General features: G+C 60.5%; 20 protein-coding genes and 2 tRNA genes. 15 read left to right on the top strand and 7 right to left on the bottom strand.

Annotation, left to right across the window (positions count from 1 at the left end):
- Positions 1-17 precede the first annotated feature (17 nt).
- Positions 18-1,499, top strand: coding sequence for a glutamate synthase subunit beta (locus ACOOHD_RS04345; protein ID WP_420460345.1), 1,482 nt, complete (start codon positions 18-20; stop codon positions 1,497-1,499).
- A 51-nt stretch (positions 1,500-1,550) separates the two neighbouring features.
- Positions 1,551-2,537, top strand: a complete 987-nt coding sequence (locus ACOOHD_RS04350; protein ID WP_420460346.1) for an aldo/keto reductase — start codon at positions 1,551-1,553, stop codon at positions 2,535-2,537.
- A 59-nt stretch (positions 2,538-2,596) separates the two neighbouring features.
- On the opposite strand, the gene ACOOHD_RS04355 is transcribed toward ACOOHD_RS04350, so the two are convergent.
- A complete protein-coding gene (locus tag ACOOHD_RS04355) occupies positions 2,597-2,809 on the bottom strand; it encodes a hypothetical protein (protein WP_420460347.1) in 213 nt (70 codons plus the stop codon).
- A 211-nt stretch (positions 2,810-3,020) separates the two neighbouring features.
- Positions 3,021-4,259 (bottom strand): DEAD/DEAH box helicase, encoded by a 1,239-nt coding sequence (locus ACOOHD_RS04360; RefSeq protein WP_420460348.1) that lies wholly within the window; start codon positions 4,257-4,259, stop codon positions 3,021-3,023.
- A 241-nt stretch (positions 4,260-4,500) separates the two neighbouring features.
- On the opposite strand from ACOOHD_RS04360, the gene pncA reads away from it, so the two are divergent.
- The 5 genes from pncA to ACOOHD_RS04385 all read left to right on the top strand — a co-directional run bounded on the left by pncA (position 4,501) and on the right by ACOOHD_RS04385 (position 7,746).
- Positions 4,501-5,115, top strand: a complete 615-nt coding sequence (gene pncA / locus ACOOHD_RS04365) for a bifunctional nicotinamidase/pyrazinamidase (RefSeq protein ID WP_420460349.1) — start codon at positions 4,501-4,503, stop codon at positions 5,113-5,115.
- 23 nt (positions 5,116-5,138) lie between these two features.
- Positions 5,139-6,101 carry a sugar phosphate isomerase/epimerase family protein gene (locus ACOOHD_RS04370; RefSeq protein WP_420460350.1) on the top strand — a complete coding sequence of 321 codons (963 nt, stop codon included), beginning with the start codon at positions 5,139-5,141 and terminating at the stop codon, positions 6,099-6,101.
- A gap of 48 nt (positions 6,102-6,149) precedes the next feature.
- A complete protein-coding gene (gene rimO / locus ACOOHD_RS04375) occupies positions 6,150-7,463 on the top strand; it encodes a 30S ribosomal protein S12 methylthiotransferase RimO (RefSeq protein ID WP_420460351.1) in 1,314 nt (437 codons plus the stop codon).
- 36 nt (positions 7,464-7,499) lie between these two features.
- Positions 7,500-7,581: transfer RNA gene (locus ACOOHD_RS04380), tRNA-Leu, on the top strand.
- An 81-nt stretch (positions 7,582-7,662) separates the two neighbouring features.
- Positions 7,663-7,746: transfer RNA gene (locus tag ACOOHD_RS04385), tRNA-Leu, on the top strand.
- A gap of 54 nt (positions 7,747-7,800) precedes the next feature.
- Here ACOOHD_RS04385 and ACOOHD_RS04390 read toward each other — a convergent pair.
- Both ACOOHD_RS04390 and ACOOHD_RS04395 read right to left on the bottom strand, forming a co-directional pair.
- Entirely contained in the window at positions 7,801-8,790 is a 990-nt protein-coding gene (locus tag ACOOHD_RS04390; RefSeq protein ID WP_420460352.1) for a hypothetical protein, read from the bottom strand.
- 30 nt (positions 8,791-8,820) lie between these two features.
- Positions 8,821-9,375 (bottom strand): YqgE/AlgH family protein, encoded by a 555-nt coding sequence (locus ACOOHD_RS04395; RefSeq protein ID WP_420460353.1) that lies wholly within the window; start codon positions 9,373-9,375, stop codon positions 8,821-8,823.
- Between the two features lie 117 nt (positions 9,376-9,492).
- Here ACOOHD_RS04395 and ACOOHD_RS04400 point away from each other — a divergent pair, with 117 nt between their 5' ends.
- From ACOOHD_RS04400 to ACOOHD_RS04410, 3 genes are all read left to right on the top strand, one after another.
- Positions 9,493-10,650 (top strand): cytochrome c biogenesis protein, encoded by a 1,158-nt coding sequence (locus tag ACOOHD_RS04400; RefSeq protein WP_420460354.1) that lies wholly within the window; start codon positions 9,493-9,495, stop codon positions 10,648-10,650.
- 157 nt (positions 10,651-10,807) lie between these two features.
- Positions 10,808-12,235, top strand: a complete 1,428-nt coding sequence (locus ACOOHD_RS04405; protein ID WP_420460355.1) for a S8 family serine peptidase — start codon at positions 10,808-10,810, stop codon at positions 12,233-12,235.
- A 67-nt stretch (positions 12,236-12,302) separates the two neighbouring features.
- Positions 12,303-13,199 carry an OmpA family protein gene (locus ACOOHD_RS04410; protein WP_420460356.1) on the top strand — a complete coding sequence of 299 codons (897 nt, stop codon included), beginning with the start codon at positions 12,303-12,305 and terminating at the stop codon, positions 13,197-13,199.
- Between the two features lie 38 nt (positions 13,200-13,237).
- On the opposite strand, the gene tilS is transcribed toward ACOOHD_RS04410, so the two are convergent.
- A complete protein-coding gene (gene tilS / locus ACOOHD_RS04415; protein ID WP_420460357.1) occupies positions 13,238-14,590 on the bottom strand; it encodes a tRNA lysidine(34) synthetase TilS in 1,353 nt (450 codons plus the stop codon).
- Entirely contained in the window at positions 14,587-15,060 is a 474-nt protein-coding gene (locus ACOOHD_RS04420) for a 23S rRNA (pseudouridine(1915)-N(3))-methyltransferase RlmH (protein ID WP_420460358.1), read from the bottom strand. The genes tilS and ACOOHD_RS04420 overlap by 4 nt, the downstream gene beginning before the upstream one ends.
- A gap of 63 nt (positions 15,061-15,123) precedes the next feature.
- Here ACOOHD_RS04420 and prmA point away from each other — a divergent pair, with 63 nt between their 5' ends.
- The gene (gene prmA, locus ACOOHD_RS04425; protein ID WP_420460359.1) at positions 15,124-15,966 is read left to right on the top strand and encodes a 50S ribosomal protein L11 methyltransferase; all 843 of its coding nucleotides are present in this window, start codon (positions 15,124-15,126) and stop codon (positions 15,964-15,966) included.
- Positions 15,967-15,978: 12 nt separating this feature from the next.
- Entirely contained in the window at positions 15,979-20,703 is a 4,725-nt protein-coding gene (locus ACOOHD_RS04430; protein WP_420460360.1) for a hypothetical protein, read from the top strand.
- Between the two features lie 3 nt (positions 20,704-20,706).
- Here the strand turns inward: ACOOHD_RS04430 and ACOOHD_RS04435 are convergent, their stop codons facing one another.
- The gene (locus ACOOHD_RS04435) at positions 20,707-21,636 is read right to left on the bottom strand and encodes a DUF58 domain-containing protein (RefSeq protein WP_420460361.1); all 930 of its coding nucleotides are present in this window, start codon (positions 21,634-21,636) and stop codon (positions 20,707-20,709) included.
- A 77-nt stretch (positions 21,637-21,713) separates the two neighbouring features.
- Between ACOOHD_RS04435 and ACOOHD_RS04440 the strand changes: the two genes are divergently transcribed.
- The 3 genes from ACOOHD_RS04440 (at position 21,714) to ACOOHD_RS04450 (ending at position 24,192) form a co-directional block, all read left to right on the top strand.
- The gene (locus ACOOHD_RS04440) at positions 21,714-22,175 is read left to right on the top strand and encodes a hypothetical protein (protein ID WP_420460362.1); all 462 of its coding nucleotides are present in this window, start codon (positions 21,714-21,716) and stop codon (positions 22,173-22,175) included.
- 96 nt (positions 22,176-22,271) lie between these two features.
- Positions 22,272-23,066 (top strand): hypothetical protein, encoded by a 795-nt coding sequence (locus ACOOHD_RS04445; protein WP_420460363.1) that lies wholly within the window; start codon positions 22,272-22,274, stop codon positions 23,064-23,066.
- Between the two features lie 73 nt (positions 23,067-23,139).
- On the top strand, positions 23,140-24,192 hold the full coding sequence (locus ACOOHD_RS04450) for a pyridoxal-phosphate dependent enzyme (RefSeq protein WP_420460364.1): 1,053 nt from the start codon (positions 23,140-23,142) through the stop codon (positions 24,190-24,192).
- Positions 24,193-24,196: the final 4 nt, after the last annotated feature.

Genomic DNA, 24,196 nt, shown 5'->3' on the forward strand with positions numbered 1-24,196 from the left:
CCCAAAAGAACTACCCCATGGCTGATCCGCGCGGATTTCTCAAGTACGACCGGGAGCTACCCGGCAAGCGCCCCGTGCAGCTGCGCAAGACCGACTGGCAGGAACTCTACGAGCCGATGTCTGAGGAGCGCACGGTTACCCAGGCCGCTCGCTGCATGGACTGCGGCGTGCCCTTCTGCCACAGCGGCTGCCCGCTCGGCAACATCATCCCCGAGTTCAATGACGCGGTCTACGAAGAAGATTGGCGCGAGGCCTTCGAGATCCTGAGCAGTACCAACAACTTTCCGGAGTTTACGGGCCGTATCTGTCCGGCCCCCTGTGAGGCTGCCTGCGTACTGGGCATCAACGCACCGCCCGTGGCCATCGAGCACATTGAAAAGAGCATTGCCGAGGAGGCCTTTCAGCGGGGCTACGCTCGGCCCAACCCGCCCACAAGTCGTACGGGCAAAACCGTAGCCGTGATTGGTTCGGGTCCCTCGGGACTGGCCGCTGCCGCTCAGCTCAACAAGGCCGGCCACACCGTCACCGTCTTCGAGCGCAACAGCCGCATCGGTGGACTGCTCCGCTACGGTATCCCCGATTTCAAGCTCGAAAAGTGGGTCATTGACCGCCGCATCGAACTCATGGAGGCCGAGGGCATCAAGTTTCGCACCAACGCTGAGGTGGGCGGGAACGTAGATGCCAAGCAACTCGTACGGGACCATGACGCCGTGGTCCTGGCCGGAGGCTCTACGATCCCCCGCGATATCCCCAGCCCCGGGCGTGAGGCGCAGGGGGTGTACTTCGCCATGCAGTTCCTGGAGCAGAACAACAAGCGCGTGGCCGGCGACGATCTCTCGGACACCTATGAGATCCACGCCCGCGATAGGGACGTGATCGTCATCGGCGGCGGGGATACCGGAGCCGACTGCGTTGGCACCAGCAACCGCCACGGTGCCCGCTCCGTGACCCAGATCGAGATCATGCCCATGCCACCCAGCGAGCGCAGCGCCGATAGCTGGCCCAACTGGCCGATGATGCTGCGCACCTCCACCAGCCACGAGGAGGGCTGCGAGCGGGAGTGGGCCGTACTGACCGAGGAGTTCGTGAAGGACGAGGAAGGGTACCTCCGTGGCGTAAAGACCGTCAATATCCGCTGGGGCCGCGATCAGACCGGCCGCAACACCTTCGTGAAGATCCCCGGTACGGAACGGGAACTACCCTGTCAACTATTACTCATCGCCGCAGGATTCATGCACCCCCAGCACGAGGGATTACTGCACGAATTGGGCGTTGGACTAGACAACCGCAAGAACGTTGCCGCCAGTCCCGAGCACGACTACCAGACCTCGGTACCGAAGGTGTACGCCGCCGGTGACATGCGCCGCGGGCAGAGCCTGGTGGTTTGGGCCATCGCCGAGGGCCGCGAGTGTGCCCGTGCCGTCGACGGCTTCTTGCGGGGAGGGCAATCGGTACTCGAAAGCCGCGACGAGGGCCGCCTCGAACTCGATTTCGCCTAATCCGCGTCGCACCTGCGCCCCGCCGCCCGGTTAGAGGGGAAAAGCAGACAAATGAAGTACCGTAGATTAGGAAAGACCGGATGGGACGTAAGTGAGGTGAGCCTGGGTACCTGGCAGGTGGGGGGTACCTGGGGAGCACCGTTCAACGACCGGGAGGCCGAGCACATCATTAACGAGGCGATCGATAGCGGCATCAATTTTATCGATACGGCCGACGTGTACTCCGATGGGCTAAGCGAGAAGGCCGTGGGCAGGGTAGTGGGCAGTCGCTCCGAGTACATCTACGTGGCCACGAAGTGTGGGCGCAAAATTAGTCCCCACACCAACGAGAACTACAACGTCAGGGCGCTGCGCAAGTACGTCGAGGAGAGCCTACAGCGCATGCAGATCGAGCGGATCGATCTGATCCAGCTGCACTCCATCCCCAACGAGGTGTACTACCGACCGGAAATCTTCGGACTCTTCGACCGGCTGCGGGAGGAGGGAAAGATCCAGCACCTGGGCGTCAGCGTGGAGAAGGTGGAGGAGGCGATCAAGGCCATGGAGTACCCGAACGTGGCTACGGTACAGATTATCTTCAATCTGTTCCGGCAGCGGCCTACGGAGCTCTTCTTTGAGCTGGTGAAGCGGCACGACATCGGCGTCATCGCGCGGGTGCCCCTGGCTAGCGGACTGCTGACCGGTAAATTCACCGAGCAGACCACCTTCGGGGAGGGTGATCACCGCCACTTCAACCGCGAGGGGGAGGCCTTCGATAAGGGGGAGACCTTTAGCGGCGTTGATTATGAGCTCGGACTACAGGCCGTGGATCGACTGAAGGCCCTGTTCCCTGACGAAAAGAACTTGGCACCCATCGCGCTACAGTGGATACTGAGTTTTCCGGAAGTGAGCTGCATCATTCCCGGCGCATCGAAGGTGGAGCACCTGCGCAGCAACGTGGCGGCCGTGGACCGTCCGACACTAAGCCAGGAACAGCTGCAGGAGATGAATGCGATCTACGACGAGCTGGTGAAACCCACCGTGCACCAACTCTGGTAACGAAAAACGGGTACGCTACATGAGGTAGCGTACCCGTCCGGGAAAGATCACGCACTAGATTAGTAAGCCAGTAGAAAAGCTAGTAATACGATCAGTAGGCTACCGGCCAGCGCGATGGCTACATCGTAGCGGTGTGCCTTCGGGAGTTTGCTCCGGCGCGAGGCCAGTCGTAAGCCATCTGGATTGCCGAGCTGAGAGGCCGCCACGGCGCGGTTGAGGCGGCGGTTCAGCAGGGTGCTGCGGGTCGGGCGCGGGGTTTGTGAGGTTTTCATGGTCAGGGGGGGTTACTGAGATACTCAAATTCACCGCAAAGATCGGGGTATTTCGGGTAGCGCGCAACAGCACCGGCGAATATGATTCGGCACAATACGTCCTAATGCCACTATTTCAGAATAACATTTGGTGAGTACCGAAGCCCCAGCATACTCACGGCTTTCCTGTAGGTACACGCAATTATCTTCTTCCAATAATTTGTGTTAAAGTTTAGCCTTTCTTGCGCCCCTTCTTTTTTCGCATCACTTCCTCGGTTTCTGCCAGCAAGTCCTGTAATCCAAGGCGGTCTAATTTTGTGAGCGTCAGCGTTTCACGGTATTCACTGCGGTCCATTTCTACCACCCGAATCGGGGTGCCGGTATAGGTCTCGATAGCCTGTAGCAGGGGCAGTTCCTTCGGTGCGCAGAAGCTGTAAGCTACCCCCCGCTGCTTGCCCCGCCCGGTGCGTCCCACGCGGTGCACGTAGTAGTCGGGCTGCTCGGGCAGATCGTAGTTGATCACGTGGGTCACATCGGAGATGTCGATGCCCCGGGCGCTCACGTCGGTGGCGACCAGCATGCGCTGCTCGCCGGCCCGAAAGGCGGTGAGGGCGGTTTCCCGCTCCGCCTGCTGTAATTCTCCGTGCAGGAGTAGGGCCGGGATATTGACGCGCGCCATGGCTTGTACTACCCGTTCGGCCCGCACCCGCGTCCGCGCAAACACCAGCAGTTTGGCCTCCGGGTTCTCCTTCACGAAGCGTTCGAGGAAAAAACGCTTGTCGTCCATGGCAATGAAGACCACGGCGTGATCGACATTCTTGCTTACCGCGTCCTTTGGTGAGACCTGAATGCGGATCGGATTGCGCACTAGCGAGTAGGCTAATTTCTTAATCTCTTCGTTGATCGTGGCTGAGAAAAACAGCGTTTGGTGCTTCCGTTTCAGGTGACCGATCACCCCGCGGATATCCTCGATGAAGCCCAGGTCCAGCATGAGGTCAGCCTCATCAAGTGCCAGTATATCCACACGTTCCAGGCGTAGTACTTTGCGACCGAGTAGGTCGTACATACGCCCCGGCGTGGTGATGAGTACATCAAGCTCCTTCGTGAGTCGGGCGATCTGGGGTTCGATCTCTACTCCGCCGGTCAGGCCCAGTACGCGTACCCCCGTCCCCTGCGCCAGGGCGGTAAACACCTCGGTCAGTTGCAGGGCCAGCTCCCGGGTGGGTACCATGACCAGGCAGCCGATGCCGGTTTCCCGCCACTGCGTTTCCTTCCGCTCCTGGAGCTTTTGGAGGATCGGAATGGCGAAGGCCGCGGTCTTTCCCGTGCCCGTCTGCGCGATCGCCAGCACGTCTTCCCCCTCCAGGATTGGCCGGATGGCACGGTACTGAATATCGGTCGGTCGCCGCCAACCCTGCCGCGCAATGCTAGCCTTAAGGGCGGGGGAAAGCGGGTAGTCGGTGAACTTCACGGGGGTAGCTTATGGGGCGAGGCCCCGATAGCTATCGGGGGTGCGGTGGACATGGTGGGGGGCACTAGCAAAGGTAGGCCCTGCAAGGTCGAGTGGCACCCTCACGTACCAAGGTCGAGCGGCCTCTGGCCCTAGCATACGTGACGGCGGGTTGGCTCTGCTCGGGCCAGAGGCCACTCGGCCTTAGTTTTTTATGTTAGTTTAAATATTAAGCTATCTTTACGATACAAACGTAGATGTCATGACCGCCCTAATCCTTGTAGACCTCCAGGTAGATTTCATGCCCAGTGGCATGCTCCCCGTCAAGGAGGGAGATCAGGTGGTACCCATCGCCAATCGACTGATGCCACACTACGACATTGTAGTAGCTACCCAGGACTGGCACCCCGCCAACCACGGCTCTTTCGCCGCCAACCACCCCTGGCGCAAACCCGGTCAGATGATCGAGCTCGACGGCTTGCCGCAGGTGCTCTGGCCCATTCACTGCGTACAGGAAAGTTGGGGGGCGGAGTTGGTACCGGAGCTTGATCAGACCGGCATCACCAGGGTTTTTCAGAAGGGCACGGATCCAGACATCGATAGCTACTCCGGCTTTTACGACAACGGGCACCGGAAGTCAACGGGACTGGCCGAGTGGCTGCGGGAGCAGGGGGTGGATACGGTGCACGTGATGGGCCTGGCCGCCGACTACTGCGTGAAGTACACCGTACTGGATGCTCTTCGGGAAGGCTTTACCACCATGCTTCTGGAGGACGCCACCCGCGGCGTCGAGCTGGCTCCGGGGGACGTAGACGCTGCCATCACGGAGATGCGGGCGGCCGGTGCCGAGATCAAAACTTCCGTAGCCGTGCCGTAGCTTACCGGCAAAAGCTTACCCTCATGTATAGTAGTAGCCGCCGTTCCTTTATCTACCAATCTGTACTTACCACCGCTGGCTTTAGCCTCCTAGGCTGTGGCGGCGGCGGGCATAGCACCCCCACTGATACCCCCGCAACCACGGATACCATGGCAACCGACGAGACCACCACTGCAGTGCCTTATCTCGATACGCTCGGCATTCAGCTCTGGACGGTGCGCGAGCAAATGGCTGCCGACCCCCGGGCTACCCTACAGGCACTGGCCGACCTGGGCTACCAACAGGTGGAACTGATGGACACGCGTGACATCACCCGCCTCAAGCCGATTTGCGATGAGTACGGACTCGCCGTCAATAGTAGCTTCATCCAGTGGACGGCCATCACCGGGCGCTGGGACCTGCTGCCCGATGCACCGCGCATCACGGTCGAAGAGATACTGGAACAGGCTAACGCGGGCGGGCTCTCCCACCTTATTTTCGGATACATGCTCCCCGAAGAGCATAAGACCGCCGATGACTGGAAGCGCCACATCGAATCGGCCAACAACGCGGCGATGAAGGCCCAGGCGGCGGGGCTAAATATGGCCTACCACAACCACAACTTCGAGTGGGAGCCCGTGGACGGCACCACCGGCTGGGAGCTGCTCAAGGAACACATGGACGGCAGCCTGCTCCCCTTCGAACTCGATTTAGGCTGGGCGGCTATGGCGGGGCAGGATCCGGCGCAGGTACTGGAATCGGTCAAGAACCGCGTCAGTCTGTTGCACATCAAGAACCTCGTCGATCTGCCCCAGCCCTACGTGACCATTGAGAGCATGCCGGCGGATAAGTTTACCGAGCTGGGGGCCGGCAGGCTGGACATCCCCGCCCTAATGCGACAGGGGCAGAAGGCAGGCGTCACCTACTGCTTTTACGAGCAGGACAATAACTACTCCCCGGACGCACTAAGTAGCGCCGAACGAAGCATCGAGTTTTTGGAGGACTAGGGCGGGCCCGGCATTTAGCGTACCTTTGCGGCCGCTAAGCGCGAGTGCATGAAAACTAAGACCTTACGGCCTGATAAAGTCAACGTAGTCACCCTGGGTTGCTCCAAAAACCTGGTGGACTCCGAGAACCTGATCACCCAGCTACAGGCCAACGATTATGCAGTAGCCCACGACAGCAACGAGGCGGCCAACATCGTCATCGTCAATACCTGCGGCTTCATCGACCTAGCTAAGGAAGAAAGCATCAACACCATCCTAGACTACGCCGACCGCAAGTCGCGCGGCGAGATCGAACGGCTCTACGTCACGGGCTGTCTGAGCCAACGGTACAAGGACAACCTGGAGGCCGAAATTCCGGAGGTCGACGCCTACTTCGGCACCATGGAGCTCCCCGGACTCCTGGCCCGCCTGGAGGCTGACTACCAGCACGACCTGATCGGTGAGCGCTTTATCACCACCCCCGAGCACTACGCCTACCTCAAGATCAGCGAGGGCTGCAACCGGACCTGCTCGTTTTGCGCCATCCCCCTCATGCGGGGCGAGCACGTGAGCCGGCCCATCGAGGAGCTCGTCCGCCAGGCTGAGCACTTTGCCCGCACGGGGGTCAAGGAGCTGATCCTGATCGCCCAGGAGCTCACCTACTACGGCCTGGATCTGTACAAACGGCGCATGCTTCCGACGCTGCTCGAAGCCCTGGCCGCCGTGGAGGGTATTGCCTGGATCCGCCTACACTACGCCTACCCATCGAAGTTTCCCCGCGACATCTTCAACGTGATGGCCGCCCAGCCGAAGGTGTGTAATTACCTGGACATCCCCCTCCAGCATGGATCTAACGCCGTGCTTCAGCGCATGCGCCGCCAGGTCACCCGCGCCGAGACGACGGAGCTCATCGCGTACGCCCGCCGCGCCGTACCCGGTATTGCTATCCGCACTACCTTCCTTGTAGGTTACCCCGGTGAGACGGAGGCCGAGTTCGAGGAGATGTGCGATTTCGTACGGCAGATGCGCTTCGAGCGGCTCGGTGTGTTTCAGTACAGCCACGAGGAGGATACCCGGGCGTATGCCGTGGACGACGACGTACCCCCCGGGGTCAAGGCCGACCGGGCCAACCGCCTGATGGCTATCCAGCAAGAGATCAGCTACGAGCTCAATTTGGCAAGGGTGGGGGAGGTGGCTACCGTGCTCATCGACCGCAAGGAGGGGGCCAGCTACGTGGGCCGCACCCAGTACGATAGTCCGGACGTAGACAACGAGGTGCACATCGCGGCCGAGGGGGCCTACCTCCGTACGGGCGATCTGGTGACGGTGCGGATTACCGGGGCAACGGAGTATGATTTAATGGGCGAACTCATTGTGGGCTAGCTGCGGCTTGCCTACTTTTGTACCGTATTCGTACCGGCCGCTATGGCGGAATTGGTAGACGCGCTGGATTCAAAATCCAGTTCCTCCGGGAGTGTGGGTTCGATTCCCACTGGCGGTACGAAAAGTGAGGGGTCGAAAAAGTTGGCTCCCTTTGTTGCATACGTTTAGCGGCGCACTATCTTTGCGCCCCGCTAGACCCGCCGGAGTGGTGAAACTGGTAGACACGCACGTTTCAGAGGCGTGTGCTTTTGCGAGCGTGGGGGTTCGACTCCCCCCTCCGGCACCGAACTTCCTAAGTTCTATTTCGGCCTCGATCCCTCACCGGATCGGGGCCTTTTCACTGGGGCCGTCGCTCCGCTCCGTTGACCTGGCTGACAAAGGCCTCCGGGGTATAACGGGCCCGTACCTCGTCCAGCACCCGTTGCAGTTCTGCCTCGTCTCCGTAGCGCAGGCGTAGGCCCACCCGCGTATTGCGGCCCTCCCGACTGGTGTACGGCACGTAGCCGGCTGCCTCCAGGCGACCTACTTGTTTGCGTACGTTACGCTCCCGGCCGTAGAGTCCGATGATGATGATCGCCTCGTTTTCCGCTACCGGAGTTGCAGCGGCGGCGGTGGAGGGGGGTAGGCGGGGGGGCGGGGCGGGTGCGATATTCTCCGCGGAGATCGGGGGCACCAGCCCGTCGGCAGTATGATTCGGCGTAAGCGGTTCCGGTTCGTCTTCGAGCAGTAGGCCGATGGTACCCGCCAGACGGAACACCAGAAAAACGGCAAGCAGCGTGCCTACGATCGCGGCCAGATACCAGGCCCAGGTAGGGGAGGGGCGCCCGGCTGCGGACCGGCCGGTTGCTGGGTTAGCGGTCACCTGCCGGTGCCTGCGGCGATCGGCGCTGGCTGCCGCCGGTGCGGCCGCCGGACCCAGTCGTTCTTTACGAATGATGGGGTGCACCTCTACGGTGGGTAAGCCGTAACTCTCCTTGCTCAGGTTGGTGGCGCCTGGGATAAAGCGGATCGTGTGCCGGTCCTGCCGGTAGAGTTTGCCGATGCCCGCCAGCGTAAAGGGCTTTTCCTCCCGCAGCGTCGCATCGATCTGCTGCAGATAGCGCGTAACCGCGACGGGGTCTCCGCATTCTTGGCGCAGTCGGCCGTCGTCGGTGATCAGGTTAGCGTTGAAGCTAACGTATTTGGACGGGGGAGAGGCACGGCCCTCCATGAGACTGACCAGGGCGGGCTGGGCTTCGACGACCAGGGTGCCGATGCCGGGCAGGCACACCCGGCCTTCCTCCATCAGCAACGTGCGCAGGGCGGCCTCGATCGTGGAGTGGCTCATAAACCAAATGTACCACGGGAATCGAAATGGCTAATTGAAGTGTACGTCCTCGGGCATCTCGGCGATGACCGAAAAGGTGTTGCCCTTGTTGGACATTACCTGCGACCAGAGCCGCTCCGGGCGCGTCTTAAATAAGTAGTTGGGGTACATCGTGGCGGGTACCCAACTGCCCCCCTGGAGCTCCTCGAGCAGCTGTTGCGGAGACCAGCCGGCGTACCCCACAAAGAAGCGTACGTCGCGGCTCGTGAGTACCCCCTGCCCGATGAGCGCCTTGAGCTGCTCGTAGTTGCCGCCCCAGAAGATACCGCGCGACACCTCCTCGCTACCCTCGATCAACTCCCCCTTACGGTGCAGGTAGTGCACGGTGTCGGTAGCTACCGGCCCCCCGTAGTACACGGGAGCATCGAAGTCCGGAAAATCATCCACCAACCGGTCCACGCGCATATTGACCTTGCGGTTCAGGATAAACCCCAGGCTACCCTCGTTGGTGTGCTCGACCAGTAGCACGGTGGCCCGCTTGAAGTTTGTATCGAGCATGAAGGGTTCGGCGAGGAGTACGATACCGGTGTGGAGATCAAGCGCCATAAGGGGAACTACAGGTTGGAATGTAAAGTTAACCCCCGGGCGGGGGCCTTGGTTTGTGGGGTGTCATTTGTCCGTCACCCTGCCCCCAGGGCGGTACGCCGGCCGTAAATTTGCACCATGGAACGATTAATGCGGCAGCACTGGTGGAAACTACTCAGCGTAGCGGTCCTGGTCTACGCCCTGGTGGCCGGTCTGCTCGTGCCCCTCAAGCCCAACCTGGTGCGCGTAAGCCCCACCGCGGCCGAGCTCGGCCAGAACCAGTCCTTTGAGTTGCTAGGCTACAATACACAGTTTCTGGAGGATGGGGGTGCAACCAGGGCCTGGCTAAATGTTTCGCTGGACGATACGCTGTACTCCCTCGCTGCGGCGTCGGTTACCGCCGTTGATGACCGGCGGGCCACGGCTACCTTCCGCTTTCCCGATTACCTGCCTAGTTCGGAGACGAGCGGCCACGCCATGTCGTTGATCGTGAGTGGGCCGGCCAACGGAACGTTCGTCGTTCCCAATGCGGTCACCGTTCGCCAGCGCGTGGCACCGGCGGCCCCGGCCCGCTACCGGGAAGCGTGGCTTCACGATGGGTTGCGCGGTGATGAACTGACGAAGAATACCGCCTTCACCTTTCCCTACCGGGGGCTGCTGAGCGAGACGATCCGCAATACCTACTTTCACGTGAGCCTCTGGTTTGCGATGATGTTTTTGTTCATTGCCGCGGTGGTGTACGCCGTGAAGCACCTGCGCATCAAGGCGCGCAACGACGCCGGGACGCTGCCCGCTACCGTATCGCTGAGCGAGCTGAGCCGCCTGGAACGCACCGATCACTGGTCGGTGGTCTTCACCGGGGTGGGCATGCTCTTCGGCGTACTCGGGCTGCTCACCGGGGCGGTGTGGGCCAAATACACCTGGGGCAGCTGGTGGAACTGGGACATCAAGCAGTTCACCACCCTGATCGCGCTATTGATCTACGCGGGCTACTTCGTGCTGCGGGCGGCCTTCCCCGACCCGGAACAGCGCGGACGCCTGGGGGCGGTGTACAACATCTTTGCGTTCGCCTGCCTGATTCCGCTGATCTATATCCTGCCGCGGATGTCCTCGACGAGTTTGCACCCCGGTGCGGAGGGTAACCCGGCCATGGGCGGGGAGGACCTGGACAACACCATGCGTATGGTGTTTTACCCCACCATCATTGGTTGGACGCTCTTCGGCGGCTGGATGGCCGGGGTGGCCTACCGGGCCCGCATTGTAGGGGAACGCTTACTGCGGCGGAGTGAGGTGTAAACGGTGCGCACTTTGGCGGTGGCTAGTCGTACTCGCAAGTATTGTCGGGTGGGGAGGTGCCGGAGCACAACGCATTGCGACCGAGCTGATCTGTGACTGGGAGGCTGGGCCTACGGCGGGAGAGCGGTCTTTATGGACTTCTGGCCAGGTAAGGCAGTTGACGCCTACCCACACGCTCCTGCGCTTTACCGATGCTGCCGAAGCCGAGCGAGTGTACCGGCACCTGCGGTTTCACCCGGAGCTGGTTACGGTGCAGTACAACTGGGCGGTGCAGCCGCGCCGTGCTCCGAACGACCCGGACTACGACCGACAGGATAACCTGCAACGGCTTGGGTTTCCGGAGCTCTGGGACCAGACGACCGGGGGTAGTCTACCGAACGGTGTGCCCATCGTCACGGCCGTGCTCGATGCTGGGTTTGATGCCGAGCACGAGGACCTGCGCGACAATCTCTGGGTGAATGCCGGCGAGGTACCCGGCGACGGAGTGGACAACGACGGCAACGGCTACGTCGACGATGTACACGGTTTCAACTTTATCGACAGCCTGGGGGGGGAGTACAATATCAATGCCCACGGGACCCAGGTGACGGGCATCGTGGGGGCCGTGGGTGACAACGGCATCGGGGTAGCCGGTACCCACTGGGAGGCCCACCTCATGCTCTTCAGCATACGTACGGTGGCCGACATCGTGCAGGCCTATACGTACGTGGTGGACCAGCGGCGGGCGTTCAACGAAAGTAGAGGAGCACGGGGAGCTTTCGTAGCCGCCACCAATGCCAGCTTCGGGGTGGAGGGGGCTACGTGTGCCGATTTTCCGGTCTGGGGGGCCATGTACGACCGGCTGGGGGAGGTAGGGGTACTCACCGCAGCTAGCGTAGCCAACGCACCCATCGACGTCGACCTGACGGAAGATATGCCGACGGACTGCCCGAGCGAGTTCCTCCTCACGGTGACCAACGTAGGGCTGCATAATGAGCTCCAGCCTACGGCCGCCTATGGACTAAGTCAGGTCGATCTAGCCGCTACCGGTGAGGGCAGTTACACCACCCGACCGGGGGATCGCTATGGCCCCTTCGGCAGCACGAGTGCCGCGGCACCCTACGTGACCGGGGCCATCAGTCTGCTTTACGCCACGGCGTGTCCGCAGCTGGTGGCAACCCTATTCGAGCGGCCGGCCGTGGCGGCTCGGTTGGTGCGTGATGCCATCCTGGAGGGCACCGTGGCCAACGCTAGCCTTAGCGGTAAAACCGTCACCGGGGGTGTACTGGAGGTAGCTGCGGCACATGAATTACTGGCCGCTTCGTGTCCTGCCCCGGACCCACAGGATTTAGTGGTAACTTCCATTAGTCCTAACCCCACAACCGGCCCGGTTGTGCTCCTAATTAATCAACTTGTATTGCCTGAAGGACTGAGTGTCAGGATGTTAAATGCAGTAGGTCAGTACGTTACTGATGTGGTCTACGAGCCGGTCTTTGCCAGTACGGCCGGGCTGCGGTTGGACCTTGGTGGGCTTCCCGCGGGTTACTATTTGATTTCACTAGGTGGTAAGACACTACACGCACACGCTGCCGTCGTTGTACATTAGCGTTTACGACTGTCCGCCGGCGTACCAAATCCTCGCTGCGGCAACCAAATACTCTCAACCGCTCATTATGCAAAAGATTACCCTTCTTCTTCTCATGCTTACCGTGGGGCTTTCCTCCTGCGTGAGCAAAAAACAGCTGGAAAGCGCCCAGGCCGAGGTGGCGAGCCGCGACCAGTTGCTCGCCCAGCGCGATCAGGAGATCAACCGCTACGCTCAGCAACTGGCCGAGTGTGAGCGCAAGGAACTCCAACTTACCAACCAGGTCAAGTCCGCCGAGACCCAGGCCAACCTGCGCCAGGAACAAATCGAGGACCTGCGCAAGCAGCGCGACGCTCAGCTGCAGCAGGTCGGTGACCTCACCGTGCTCAGCCAGGGCGCCAACGCTAATATTTCAAACACCCTACAGCAGCTGGAGGGCAAGGACAAGTACATCCGACTGCTCCAGGAGGCCAAGTCCAAGGCCGACTCCATCAACCTGGCGCTGGCCGTCAACCTCAAGAGCGTGCTGCGCGAGGGCATCGAGGACCAGGACGTGGACATCAAGGTCGACAAGACCGTCGTGTACATCAACCTGAGCGACAAGATGCTCTACAAGAGCGGCAGCTACCAAATCACCGACCGCGCTGGCGAGGTACTCGAAAAGATCGCCCAGATTGCGAAGAGCCGCCCCAACCTGGATCTCATGGTCGAAGGCTACACCGACAACGTGCCCATCAATACCGCCTGCGTGAAGGATAACTGGGACCTATCCGTGCTCCGTTCTACCGCCGTAGTAAAGGCGTTACAAAACAAGTACGACATCGACCCCAATCGCCTCATCGCCAGCGGCCGCGGCGAGTACAATCAACTGGTCGCCAACGACACGCCCGAAAACCGGTCCACCAACCGGCGTACCCGCATCATCCTGCTGCCCCGTCTGAACCAGTTCTACGACCTGCTCGATCCTACGAAGGTGCCCGAGTAAGCTCACCGTAAATTCCTGATAAACAGGCCCCGGAGTACCTAGCGTGCTTCGGGGCCTTTGTGTTGCCAGCTAATTCTCAGCACGTGCTCGTCCTCCGGCAGTACTTTGGCGGGTTCCGCGATACAGTACCCCAGGATAGCTAGGATGACTCCATCAGCAGTGCACAGCAGCAGTTGTTCGGCCCGTTCGAAGCCCGTCAGTTCAAGGTCCTGAAAGACCTTTTTAAGTTTTTTACGCTTCCCCCCCATCCCGAGCGGAACCATGCGGTCTCCCCTTTGGCGGGGCCGCAGGTGCAGGGGAAAGTCGGGTGGGTGCACGTACAAAAATTCGGGATGATTTAGTTTTTCGGGCCGCTGAACCTCTTCGAAGAGGTAGTACCACTCCGTCGTCTCGTATACGAAGGGTAATCCGGTGAAACTTACAGACCGTACCTCCCGGGCAGCGGGTAGGGGGGTGAAGCGAAAAGTCGTGGGGGTGACGTGGGCCAGGGTGCTTTCCCCCGCTATCTGTCGGGTACCCACGACTGTAACCATTTGCCGGTACTGCTCCGGGGTAAAGCCGGCAAAGGGGGTAGCGTGCCGGAGTAGTAACTCGGTCGTGGCGGCAGACATATGATCGAAGTAACTGCGGTCCACCGACGTTTCTTCCCCTGTACGCTGCACCACCTCGGCCGCCCAGGAGGTTAGCGCTGATGTTAAAAATGAGGATTCGCTGCGTAGCCGGCGTAGGTTGCGCGCCAGTACCGTGGTTGTCAATCCTAACTCGTCAAATACTGGAAGAAGCTGGTGACGTACCCGGTTGCGCAGATAGGCTTCGGTCGCGTTGCTGGTATCTTCTCGCCAAACGATGCCGCGCTCCCGGGCGAAGGCAGCAATTTCAGACCGTGAGCTTCCCAACAGAGGCCGAACGGTAGTATGGTACTTAGGGGCAATACCTTTCAGTCCCGCTAGTCCCGTACCCCGGAGAAAATTGATCAGGGCGGTCTCAAAAGCATCCTCAAGTTGATGGGCGGTAACTACTGTAACTTCGTAATCATTATACTCATCCAAAATTTTCTTAAAATAGGAATATCTCAACCTTCTCGCTGCCATTTGCGCACTTTCATGGGGTAGAGCCTCAGTCGAAAGGTCGATGTCCGTTACGTGAATTTTTAGCTCATGGCGACTCGCTAGATCACGTACGAACTGCTCATCCAAATCAGAGTCTTTGCCCCGCAGGTGGAAATTGCAGTGAATCAGAGATATAGTATACCCTAGCTCACGGAGCAGGTGAACAAGTACGGTACTATCCTTTCCCCCGCTGACGGCTACGAGCAGGTGGGTGCCCGGAGTAAACAGCTTTTCTTCACGGACAAAGCTTTTGAACGAACGGATGAGATCCGCAGCACTCACGGGTTATGGTAGTTTTCGTTACGTAGTATGGTCATGGCCCGGTACAGCTGCTCAGTCAAAAATAGGCGCACCATTTGGTGACTGAAGGTCATCTTGCTGAGGCTGAGCTTAGCATCGGCACGGTTATAGAGTAGGGGAGCGAAGCCGAAGGCACCTCCTACCAGAAACACCAGCCGCCGAGCGGGGCGTTGTAGCTCACGGTCGAGCCAGGTGGCAAATTCCTCACTGGTGAACTGCTCTCCCCCCTCATCGAGCAGAATCAGTCGGTCGGTAGATTGCAGGCGGGCGAGCACCGCCTCAGCCTCCCGTTCGCGTAGCTGTTCCACCGGCAGCTTACCGCCGCCGCGCACGTCGGGGACGATCTCGAAGGCGATGGGCAGGTAGTGCCCCAGGCGTTTTTGGTACACGGCTTCCCCCTGCTGGAGATACCGCTCGGCGGTTTTGCCGATGTATAGGACGAGCACCTTCACGGGGGGAAGGTACGGACCGCCCAACCTACCTTGCAGCCTGCGGCCCCGCCCTAGTTGTTGCCTATGCCCGACTATACGATCTATACCCTGGTCTGCTCCGAGGAGCACCGTGAGCTACTCATTGCGCTGCTAGCCGATGCGGGTATGGAGGCCTTTGAGGAAACGCAGGAAGTGCTCATCGCCTACGCCGCCGACGCTGTGGGTACTGACTGGCCGGCAGTCTTTCGGGAGGTACAGCAACGGATTCCCTTCGCCTTTGAGGCACGCCGGCTGGAACAGCGGAACTGGAATGCAGAGTGGGAACGCGACTTTGCGCCCATACGGATTGGGGAGCGGCTGGCCATTCGGGCCAGTTTTCATCCTCCGCAGGCCGGGGTGACCCGCGAGCTAGTGATCGACCCTAAGATGGCCTTCGGTACGGGTCACCACGCTACCACCCACATGATGTGCGAGCTGCTGCTGGACTACTTTGCCGCGCAGCCGCAGCCGCAGGGGGTGAGCGTACTAGATTACGGGTCCGGCACCGGGGTGCTAGCGATCCTCGCCAAACAGCTCGGCGCGCAGCGGGTAGATGCCGTAGACATTGAGCAGCCCGCCTACGAAAGCACGCTCGAAAATGCGGTGCAGAACGGGGTGGAACTGAACGAGGTGGTGCACGGCGAACTCAGCGATGTGCCCATCGGTAAGCCCTACGACCTGGTGCTGGCAAACATCAACCGGAACGTACTACTGGCTAGCGGGGGGGCGTTGTACGGGCGACTGCGGGTGGGTGGGACGGCCCTGCTGAGTGGCGTCCTTGCCCAGGATGCCGCAGGGCTCATCGACCACCTGCAGCAGCTTGGCTTTCGTCACCGACAGACAGCAGCAGTGGATGACTGGCGGGCGTTTGCCTTTGAACGCGATTGAACAACTCCCGGTATGCGGCGCATCATTTTTCTGGCTTTGGTATTCTGGTCGGCCCTGGCTACGGCACAACTGGCCGAGCTACCGCCGGATGTCCCAGTGGCCGACTTCGAGTTACAGTTGGAGGAGTACATGACCGCCTCGCGCAATACGCGTGCAAAGGATGCCTACGCCAACTTCAGCGGTGTATTCTACGGCGGCGGACTCGATACCGTGCAGCAGCGGCAAATCGTACGGTCGGTGATTAGTTTGGCCCGGCTCAAAATTGCCCCCGATAATGGTATGGCCGACTTCCTGGACCTGCACGCCTACCTGGAGGGAACAGACAAGGAAAAGACGGTGCTCTTCGCCGAATTCCACGCTATGCTACAGGCGATGCTTGCCGACCCGGAGGTGTCGCCCGCCGCAGTGAACGCGGCACTGGCTACCGCCGAGGTATACCTACGCACCGCCCGGCTCGACCGCCGGGAGGGAGAATACGGCTGGAAGGTGGCCGGGGGCAGTCCGCACTTCGAGTACGCGGGGGGGGCGGTCCTGCGGATCGACACGGTGCAGCAACTGCTGGGTAGCACGACGGGCGATTCGATCATGATCCAGGAAACCAAGCTACTGGTCGATCTGGGTAGCGGCCAGGTGACCGGCAAGGGCGGCCGTACCGACTGGCAGCGGGTGGGGCTGCCCAGTGATATTTTTGTGCGGCTAGTCGATTACCACTTCGAGGTGGACCGGCAGCTCATTACCTCGGATAGTGCGCAGTTCCAGTATCCGGCCTACTTCGGGGACCGCATTTTGTACGGTAGCTTTAAGGACCGATTGCAGGCGGGTGGGCCCCGCGTACAGGGTGACGTACCCGAGTTTGTATCGACCAACGGTCGCGTACTCGTGGATCAGGTGGGGGAGGGGATAAGCCTGGAGGGGCAGTTCGAGCTGCGGGCCTCGCGGGCCTACGTACTGGGCGGGGAGGGGCGTAAGGCAGTGGTGACCCTGGATATCCGCGACGGGCAGGACGAGCGCAAGGTGCGCGGACTCGGCGAGCTTTTCGTGGTCGATCCCGGCGAGCGCATCACCGGACAAAAGGTCGATATGACGATCTTCTTCGGGCGGGATAGCCTCTACCACCCCAGTATCAGTATTGACGTGGACGTGCCCAATCGGGTCGTGGAACTGAACCGCAGCAAAAGCAGTGCCGCCGCCGCGCCCTTTTACCACAGTGGCAACCGCTTTAACATCGATGCGACCAACATCACTGTGTACCTGGCCAGTGACAGTGCCGTAGTGGGGCGCCGTACGGCTTCCTTTCAGGAAAAGGGCGACGTGGTCTTTGAGAGTGAAGATTACTTCAGCAAGCAGGAGTATGCCCGCATCAAGGCCCTGGCCGGGGGTGATCCCCTGGAGGCGATCTACCGCTACCGCGCCGCCCTGTACCCGGCCTCCGATACGGTGGGCATTGAAGGACTGGCGCAGGAATTTCAGGCGGGGCTGACGGGTCGTGACATTGAGTCGGTGATCTACGAGCTGCAAGACCGCGGATTTCTGACCTATGACGAGGAGTCCGGCAAAATTGCCGTCAAGGGCAAACTGGACCACTTCGTGCTTTCGCAGCGAGAGGCCAAGGATTACGACAACCTGCGGATCGTGTCGAGCACCCCGGCCGAGAATGCCTTCATCGATCTGCGCAAGGGGACCATCCGCGTGGTGGCCGTGCAGCCCATCTCGCTGAACCGCGACAAGAAGATCGCCATCAAGCCCAGCAACGAGATCATCGACATCGTCGGCGACCGCAACCTGGATTTTGGGGGCACGGTGTACGCAGGAAATACTATCGTAACGGCGGATAGCTTCCACTTCAAGTATGCCCCGTACTACATCACCTTCGATTCGGCCGATATCGACGTGTTTCTGCCGGAGGGGGGCAGGATGAGTGATGACGTCCAACTGCTGTCCACCGCCAGCCGCATCGAGAATGTGAGGGGCTACATCCTGCTCGACGCGCCCAAAAATAAGAGCGGCTCGGAGGACATCGCCTACTTCCCCAGTATCCAGACCCGGGGACCCAGCTACGTCTACTACGATCAGGGCGATACCAGCTCCCTGTACTCCCGCGATAGCTTCTACTTCGAGCTCGCCAACCTAAGCCTCAACAACCTCGACTCCCTTACCGAGAACAACCTGGCGCTGGAGGGCGAGCTGGTCAGCGGGGGCATCTTCGGCCGGATCAAGCAGACCCTGCGGGTGCAGGAAGACGGTAGTCTAGGATTCGTGGGCGATACCGACAGTACGGGGCAGGCGGCCTACGGTGATCGCGGCAACTACTCCGGTCAGTTGAGTCTGACCAACCAGGGCCTGAGTGGCAGCGGCAAGCTAAACTACCTCGAGGCAGAAATCGAGAGCCCCGCCATCACCTTCGGGGTCGACAGTACGACTACGACCACGGAGACCTTCCGGCTCAAGCGCTCCATCACCGATCGGCGCAGCGTACCCACGGTGCTCGGAGAGCGGGTGAACATCACCTTTCGGCCCTACGGCGACTCGCTCATCATTCAGCCCGAGCGCGGCTACCCCTTCGAACTATTCGAGGAGGGGGACCATAACTTTACCGGCACCCTGGTCCTAACGCCTACCGCCCTGCGGGGTACCGGTACGCTAGACTGGTCCAAAGCCAGTATCAGTAGCGAAGCCCTGAGCTTCGGTGCCGACGGGGTGGCGGCGGATACCTCCACGGTGCGCATCAAGAGCGTGCAGGATACGGCCAACATCGCGCTGGCGACGAGCAACGTAGCTACCGCGGTGGACTTCGCCGCCGGAAAGGCCACCTTTCGCAACAACGGCAGCGAATTAGCCACCGAGCTGCCCTACACGGAGTTCATCACCAGTGCCAATGAGTTCGAGTGGGACATGCAGCAGGGCAACATCGTGTTCAACACCGCCGACGGCAAGGACCGCTTTACCAGTACCAACGTAGACCAGGATTCGCTGACCTTCACCGCCCAGTCGGCCGTGTACGATAACCTGGCCAGCCAGCTAGAGGTCGGGGGGGTACCCTACGTGATCAGTGCCGATGCGAAGATCATCCCGGGCGATGGCGAGCTGGTCGTCCAGCCCGGTGGTCGCATCGCTCAGTTGACCGGTGCCCAGATCGTGGCCGATACCAGCAGTGAATACCACGTGATCAACCGGGCCACGGTCGACATCGCCGGGCGCAAGGAATACACGGCCTCGGGCTTTTATGAGTACAACGTGGGCCCCCACACCCAGGAGTTTGAACTGCAGAACATCGTGGGCACGCGCATCGGTAAGGGGGCAAGATCAGAAAAGAACACCGCTACCCGCGCCGAGGGGGAAATTGCCGAGGACACCCCCTTTTACATCGATAACAGGACCCGCTTCTTCGGTACCATCAGCCTGGATGCCGGTAGCCCCGTACTCGGCTTCGACGGCTACGCCATGATTGAGGCGGAAAATCTTCCCTCCGCCGAGTGGTTCGCTGTGCAAAGTGAGGGCGACAAAACCAACCTGGTACTCAATACCGCCGGAGCCGTGGGCCGCGATGCCAAACCCCTGAACACCGGTTTTTACCTCAGTAAGCCCGAGCGGCAGATCTACCCCAGCATGATACAGACCCTGCACCGGCGGCTGGACCACCCCATCCTGGATGCCAGTGGAGTATTCCTTTACGATGAGGAGAACGATGCCTTCCGCTTCGGTGATAGCACGCGGGTCAAGGACCCCACGGCCACCCAGGGGAACCTGATGGTCTACGACCACACCAACGGTAAGGTTACCGGAGACGGACTGCTCGGCATCGGCGGGCGGCTCAAGTACATCAGTATGACGAGTTACGGCACCATTGCCATGGACCTTCCGGAGCAATCCGCCGCCCCGGAGCTAGACCTTGTGGAGGCAGAAGACGGGGATACCACGGCTGACGATGTAGCGGATAGCGCGACCGACAGCTCCGGAGTCAAGCCAGCCGAGACCCTGACCGACAACATGTTCCTGCTGGAAGAAGAAACCGAACCCACCCCCGTGGCCGGCAGTGAAGCCGAGCCTACGGAAGAGGAAGCCGCCGAAACCGCCCGCACCGAGGCCCTGAACAACTACCCGGCTACGGAGGTGGAGCTGATGACCGCCATCGACCTGATCCTCCCCGACCAGCTTACGCAGATCATGGCCACCGACATCGTATCCGGCGGCTACAGCGCCCCCCAACTGGGTATCAACGAGCGGATACCGTTTGCCACGGCCGGCATCGAGGCCCTGTTTCCGGCCGGACCGCAGCGCGAGGCGGCCATTGCCGGACTGGCTGCCGATGCCCTGGACCTTCCGCCCGCCATCAATCGCCACACCTTCCTCTTCAGTGACCTGCCCATGCGGTGGAACGCCGATTACCAGTCGTGGGTCAGTACGTCGGCCAGCAACGGCCTAGCCTCTGTCGGCGGACAGGCCGTCAGCCGCCGCATCGAATCCTACCTCGAAGTGAAGATGACTACCGGCGACGAAGACCGTCTGTATCTGTACATCAAATCACCCAGTGAGACGTACTACTTTTTCGGTTTCAAGGACGGCATCCTTAACGTAGTGAGCAACAACAACACCTTCATGAATACCCTACGTGGCATGAAGGCCAGGGAACTGGTACTGGAGATGGACGACGGTCAGACTTACGAGATCCTTGAGGTCACCCCCGGCACCGCAGCTACCTTTCTGCGCCGGGTGGAGGAGGCCTTCGCGGCGCAGTAGGCCTTACCGCATGCGGGCGCGTTTCACGAGGTACTGCTGAAGGATAGGCCGGTAACCCGCCTGAATATCGGCCTCCACGTAGTCGATCTTATACTGGAGGCACTTCATCCGCAGCCGCTCCTGGTAAGCCGCTACCTGCTCCACGTAGTAGGCCTTGACCTGCTGCGGCTGCAGCTTAACCCGCTCGCCGGACTCCAGGTCGATGAACTCGTAGGGCCGGTTTTCAAAGGCAAAGTCGATCTCCTTGCGCTTGTCTACCGTGTGGAATAGCACCACCTCGTGCTTGGCGTGCTTGAGGTGCTGCAGGGCAGCGAAGAGGTCTTCCTCGCGCTCCGTGTCTCCATCAAACATATCGCTAAAAATAATCACTAGCGAGCGCCGGTGAATGCTATCGGCGATTTGGTGCAGGGCGGCCGCCGCGGCGGTGCGCACCTCGTGGGTGGGTTGGTCGATCAGTCGCTGCAGGTAGGTCAGCATCAGCCGGTAGTGCGTGGTGCTGGACTTGGGCCGGGTGTGCAGGTCTACCCCCTGGTTGAAGAAGCTGAGTGCGAAGGCATCGCGCTGCCGCTTCAGGAGGTTCATTAGGCTGGCGGCGGCCAGGGCGCTGAAGCGAATCTTATTGACATGGTCGGCCGACTTAGCGTCGACTTCCGGAAAGTACATGCTGCTGCTGGAGTCGACTACGATCTGGCAGCGCAGGTTGGTTTCCTCCTCGTAACGCTTGGTGTACATTTTGTCGGTGCGGGCGTACACCCTCCAGTCGATATTGCGCGTCGGCTCACCCTGGTTGTAGATGCGGTGCTCGGCGAACTCCACGCTAAAGCCGTGAAAGGGGCTTTTGTGTAGCCCGATGATAAAGCCCTCTACTACCTGGCGGGCGAGAAGATCTAGATTACCGAGGTCGCGGACCTGGTCGTTGGTGAGCAGCTGCATGGACTAACTAATGGGCCCCCGGGGGCGTTTGTCGAATAGAACGGGCGGTCACCCGGCTAACGTACTAAGTTTGCCCTATGTTAGGTAAAGTAAAGCAGTGGCTCGGCATCGAGGGCGTCAAACTGGAACTCATTCTGCCCCCCGGCTTCAATCCCCGGCAGGGTAGTGTGAGTGGTACGGTACAGCTCACCAGCAAGCACCCCCAGCGGGTATCGGCCATCAAGATTGTGCTGGTGGAAAAGTACGCCCGCGGGAAGCAGGAGCAGCAACTGGTCGATGAGTACGAGCTAGGCCGCCTGCTCCTCACCGACCTGATCGACGTGCCCGGGGAAGGCGTGACGGTGGATGTGCCCTTCTATCTAAAGTTTAGTAAGGTCACCTCCGCGGTAGACGATTTTGGGGAGAAAAACCCGGTCTACGGCGGACTGGCCTGGGCCGCCAAGAAGCTCCGCCGCGTTCGCTCGGAGTACCGGCTGGAGGCCGAGGCGCAGGTGCAGGGCGTGGGGCTCAATCCCTTTGATAAGCAGATCCTGGCTTAGTTGGAGCCTACACTGGTTAAAGAATACCTAAAAATTTTGCCTATCGTAGGAATTTGGGGGATAAGACTTAACTTAGGTTAAGTCAAGCAACCGACCATGCAGCAGTTCTACTCCCTCGTTCTCGTCGCCCTAATAAGTACCAGCTGCGGTCGACCACTCCAGCTGGTGCGCATCGAACCGGAGTCGGAAGCGACCGTCGACCGCTACTTCTACGGCAACGCCATCCAGCAGCTGGAGCAGGATGGCATCAGGGTGGAGACGAACTTTTACGACGCTACTCCGGACTACATCATTTTTGATGTTATGGTCTTCAACGATGGGGTAGAGGAAGTTCTTTTCGATCCCGTAGCCACTATACTCTACACCGGGCAGAACCAGGGCCACCACGCGCTGGACCCCGAGATCGAACTCTTTTCCCTCGATATGGAGGTACTTCACCGCGAACAGGGCCGCCGTACCATGGCCTGGGTGGGCGGCGCCCTGGTGGTGGCCGGTACCGTCTATGCAATCGCGGAAGGGAGTAGTCCGACCGAGGTCCCTACCGCCTCCAATCGCACGGCCGATCTAGTCGGCGACATTTCCATATCCCTCTACGATGCGGCCTTGTTCAATATTCTGGACACCGAGCAGAGCCTTCGTATGATCGCAGTACCTACCGACGTACCGGGGCCCGATAACCGCTTTTTCTGGCTCGATCACGCCCTGCGGCGCACCACCATAAGGCCCGGGGAGCGTGCGGTGGGCAAGCTCATTTTTCCCCGCTCCGATGAAGTTGATCGCCTGCGCCTATCGGTCAGCGTCGAGGAGCGGCGGTTTGACTTTGCCTACCAGCAGCGGGTGTACCGCCCGGGGCCAAACCGTAGCGCACAGGAAGTGAAACGGCGGCAGTAGGCTAGGGCGGGCGCGCAGGTGCAACGCAACTTTAGGAACCGTTGGACGCTTCTAAAGCGTCCAACGGTTAACAATGACCTTACGCGATGCCGTACGCACGGCCAGCAACAGCGTTTCCAAAGCCTCCCGCGAGCTGGCCACCCTTAGCGCCGACGATACCGTACCCCGACCCGAGCGGGTGGACGCTTTTCGAAAGCTGACCGCCCGCGATGTCGGAGACACTTGGCTACGGCGGTCCCGTGGAATAGAACGGGACTTTGACCGGGAGGGAGTGTACCTAAAGTTCGAGGGCGATAATCCCACGGGCACCCAGAAGGACCGCATCGCCTTCGCCCACGCCGAGGATGCGCTGCGCCGGGGAGCCAGCACGGTCTCCTTCGCTACCTGTGGCAACTATGGCGTCGCCGTAGCCCTGGCAGCTCGCCTGGCCGGTGTGCGGTGCATGATCTACGTACCGGCCGGCTACCACACCAAGCGTCTGGCGGAAATGGAAGCACTGGGTGCCACGATCTACCGGCCGGTGGGCACCTACGAGGAGATTGTAGCCTACAGCACCACTGAGTCGATTCGCCACGGCTGGTACGATGCCAATCCCGGCACTACCAACTCAGCGCTGCAACTGCGGGCCTACTCCGCGATCGCCGATGAGCTGATCGCGCAACTCCCGGCGGTGCCCGTTACGGTGGCGGTGCCCGTTTCGAATGGCACGCTGCTGGCCGGTATTTTCCAGGGATTCCAGCGGCTTCACGCAGCGGGCCGGATCGAGCGGCTGCCCCGGATGGTAGCTTCCTCCTCCACCCACAAAAACCCCATCGTTACCTCTTTTCTGTGGGGGAGCCCAAAGTGTCTCGACCTCGATCCCGCCAAGATCACCGAGACCGACGTGAACGAACCGCTGATCAACTGGCACAGCTTCGACGGGCAGGAGGCCCTGGACGCGTTGTACGCAAGTGGGGGAGGAGCCCGGCACGTCTCGGACGCCAAGCTGCGCAAAATGTCCACTTACCTACGCGAGAAAGAAGCCCTACAGGTACTTCCTGCCTCCACCGCCGGACTCATCGCGCTGCTTGAATTAGGGGCGGACGAACAAGGACCCCAGGTAGCGGTACTAACCGCCAAACGATAATTCC

Source organism: Neolewinella sp. (assembly GCF_965214665.1).
Classification (GTDB): Bacteria; Bacteroidota; Bacteroidia; order Chitinophagales; family Saprospiraceae; genus Neolewinella.